Genomic DNA, 3727 nt, shown 5'->3' with positions numbered 1-3727 from the left:
GATCAGCTGGCATTCGTATGGCCAGGTTAATACGCCTGACGGTTTTGAAATCTATTCTCAGCTCTTTGATGCGGAAGGCAACAAGGTCATCCGGACAATCTTTGACGGCGGTGACGGGGACGACACGCTCAATCTGTCTGCGAGCAGCAGCAACGAGACCCTTCTCGGCAAGACGGGGGACGATCGTCTCACGGGTGGCAGCGGTGAAGATGCTCTCTTTGGCCATGAGGGCATGGACACCCTCGCGGGCGGTGATGGCAACGACACCCTGACCGGCGGATCGGGAGACGACACCTTCGTCTTTGATCCCGGTTTTGGCGAGGATATCATAACCGATTTCGTGGCTGGTGCTGGGACGGAGGATGTCATCGAATTCAGGGGTGTCACCAACCTGGCCTCCTATGCAGACGTCCTGAACAGCGCGGCGGATGACGGCACCGACACAACCATCACGCTGGATACTGACAACAGCATTGTCCTGAAGAATGTCGTCGTGTCGGATCTGTCCTCCGACGATTTCCGGTTTCACGCGTAACGAACACGACGCATGGTGTCGCATTCACGCTCCCAGGACGGGCTTGTTGCGGAGTGCCTGAAGGCACTCCGTTCTACACTCGCAGGCATTGGCCTGCTCAGCCTGCCGATCAATCTCCTGATGCTCACCGGATCGCTATTCATGCTGCAGGTGTATGACCGGGTGCTGGCGAGCGGTTCGGTGCCGACGCTGATCGTACTGGCTGGTTTGGCGGCTGGCATGTATGTGTTCTACGGCCTCCTTGAGGGCATCCGCTCGCGTGTCCTGCTGCGCGTCGGGCAACATCTTGATGCACAGCTTTCTGCAACTAGCTATGAATGCGCGATCACGCTGCCGGTTCTGATCGGCCGCAAGGCGGAAACACTCGACCCGGTGCGCGATCTCGAAACCGTGCGCCAGTTCCTCGTTGGACCCGGACCGACAGCGATCTTCGATCTTCCCTGGATGCCGGTGTACTTGACCATCATCTATGTCTTTCACCCGATCCTTGGACTGGTCGCCATTGGGGGCGCGGTCTTCATTTGTATTTTGATCGGCCTGAATGAACTGGTATCGCGCAAGCCGTCGGCAGAAGCCAACCGGCATGCCGTTCAACGCGCGGCCATTGTTGAACAGGGCAGGCGGAATGCCGAGGCCGTTCGGGCCATGGGTATGACGGCAACGCTGAAAGAGCAGTGGGAGGCATTCAATGGAACCTTTCTCACAAAACAGCGGCATGCGGCAGATATGGCGAACCTCTTTAGCACGATCACCAAATCCTTCCGCTTCATGCTGCAATCCGCCATGTTGGCAACAGGCGCCTGGCTGGCCATTGGTCAGGAGATCACGCCTGGCGTGATGATCGCGGCTTCCATTATGACGTCGCGGGCGCTGTCTCCGGTTGAGATGGCGGTCAGCCAATGGCGCGGATTTGTGGCGGCGAGACAGGGGCTCAAGCGCCTGCGGGATGTCGTGGAAGGTCGCCCAGAAGAGCCTGAACGCATGGAATTACCATTGCCGTCCAAAACCCTGGCCCTGGACAATGTCGTTTCGGGTCCAGTAGGCCATCCGGTGCTCCAGAATGTCGGATTTGCGCTGGAGGCAGGTGACGGGCTCGGTATCATTGGTCCCTCGGGCGCGGGTAAATCGTCACTGGCCCGGACCCTGGTTGGTGTCTATCCCGTGCTGCGCGGCTCACTCCGGCTGGATGGCGCGGAACTCTTCCAGTGGGCGCCGGATCGGCAAGGGGCGTTCATTGGGTATCTGCCACAGGATATCCAGCTCTTTGCCGGAACCGTCGCCCAGAACATATCCCGCTTCCAGATGGAAGCTCCTCCGGAAGACATCATCCGGGCAGCAGAGCTTGCCGATGCGCAGGCGCTGATTACGTCGCTGCCGAATGGGTATGACACCGAGATCGGGCCGGGTGGCAGCACATTGTCCGGTGGGCAGATGCAGCGCGTCGCCCTGGCGCGCGCGCTTTATGGGAACCCGTTCCTGGTCGTCCTGGATGAACCCAATTCCAATCTCGATTCTGAAGGCGAAACCGCTCTTACCAAAGCCATTGGTGCTCTTCGGGACTCCGGTTCGATTGTCATCGTCATTGCCCACAGGCCAAGCGCACTGGCAGGCGTGGATACCGTCCTGTTCATGAAGGAGGGACGCGCCCAGGCCTTCGGGCCAAAGGAAGACGTCCTGCAGCAGGTTCTCACGCAAAGCCCCAAACCGGTTCGGGCGGTGTAGCAGCGACATGAGCGAAACTGTCCAAACACTGCGTCGCAGCATCAGGCGGCATCTGTGGGGCGCTGGCCTGTTCTTCTGCGCGCTTCTTGCGTTCCTCATCGGCTGGTTTGCATGGATGCAAATCTCCGGGGCGGTCATCGCGCCCGGCGCCATTGTTGTCGAATCCAATGTCAAAACCCTCAAACACAAGGAAGGCGGCATTGTTGCAGAAATTCTTGTAAAAAATGGCGATGTGGTTCAGGTGGGTGACCTTCTTCTGCGCCTTGACGATGCGACCACCCGTGCAAATCTTGCAGTTGTCCGTCAGCAGCTTGACGAACTGGTTGCGACGGAAGCGCGCCTGATTGCTGAACGCGACAACGCAACAGTCATTGTCTTTCCGGAGAGTATTGCCCGTCGTACATCTGATGCAGAGATATCCCGTATTTTGACAGGGCAGCGCCAGCTTAGGGCTGCAAGACTGGCAGGATTGGTGGGGCGGACTGATCAACTCAATGAACAAATCAATCAACTCGGCAGCCAAATCAACAGTCTCGAGGTTCAGGCGGAGGCCAAGGCCGAAGAGATCGACTTGATTGATATGGAACTTGTCGGGCTCGAAAAACTGCTGGAAAACAGCTACGTCTCCACAAACCGGGTACTGGCGGTCCGCAGGGATAAGACCCGCCTGCGAAGCGAGCACGGGGCATTGCTGGCCGAAGCGGCCCGCACCGGGTTGGAAATCAGCGAAAGACGTATTCAGATCCTGCAATTGCAGGAAGACCACCGTGCCGAGACGCTCCAGCACCTTCAGGAAACGCGCAGCGAGATTGCGCGCCTGGCAGAGCAGAAAGCGGCGTCTGTCGACCAACTCTCGCGCATGGATATCAGGGCACCAAGCTCAGGCTTTATCCATCAACTCAACGTGCACACGAGAGGCAGCTTCATCAGCCCGGCAGAACCCATCCTGTTGATTGTTCCGAAAGAAGACGCGCTTATTATCGAAACGCAGGTCGCACCGACAGATGTCGATCAGATATACACGGGTCAGCAGGCGGTCATTCGCCTGCCTGGTTTAAACCAGCGCACAACACCGGAATTGAAAGGTCAGGTTGTCACGATTTCTGCGGAAACGACCCTCGATGAGGGAACCGGCATGCGTTTCTTCACCGTGCGGCTCCGGTTTCTGGAGGGAGAACGGGAGAAGATCGACGGCAACATCCTGATGCCAGGCATGCCGGTCGAAGCGCTGATCCAGACCGGCGATCGCACGATCCTGTCTTATCTTATCAAGCCGATCCAGGATCAGATCACCCATGCCATGCGGGAAGAGTAGTTTCTCAAGCAGGTGGTTCATCGTGAGCGATGCGTACGTGGCTCACCCAAACCCCGACCGCCATCGCAAACGGGCGTAAACAGTCCAACATCAGTAGCCTGATGCCCTGGAGTTACGCCAAACAGGTGTGAGCCACGCACCGCTTACAGGGCGTT

The 3727-nt window shown here is 58.1% G+C and carries 2 protein-coding genes and 1 pseudogene; all 3 read left to right on the top strand.

Features of this window, described 5'->3' with window-relative positions; genetic code table 11:
- Positions 1-535 (top strand): annotated as a pseudogene (locus tag ACFWW2_RS06775) (hypothetical protein); the annotation flags it as partial.
- A gap of 12 nt (positions 536-547) precedes the next feature.
- Positions 548-2257, top strand: coding sequence for a type I secretion system permease/ATPase (locus ACFWW2_RS06770; RefSeq protein ID WP_393927090.1), 1710 nt, complete (start codon positions 548-550; stop codon positions 2255-2257).
- Positions 2258-2264: 7 nt separating this feature from the next.
- A complete protein-coding gene (locus ACFWW2_RS06765) occupies positions 2265-3572 on the top strand; it encodes an HlyD family type I secretion periplasmic adaptor subunit (protein WP_393927089.1) in 1308 nt (435 codons plus the stop codon).
- The last annotated feature ends 155 nt before the right edge of the window (positions 3573-3727 follow it).

Source organism: Yoonia sp. R2-816 (genome assembly GCF_046762905.1).
In the GTDB taxonomy this organism is placed as follows: domain Bacteria; phylum Pseudomonadota; class Alphaproteobacteria; order Rhodobacterales; family Rhodobacteraceae; genus Yoonia.
Note: the sequence above shows the minus strand (reverse complement) of the source record. Positions and strands in the feature narration are given on the sequence as shown.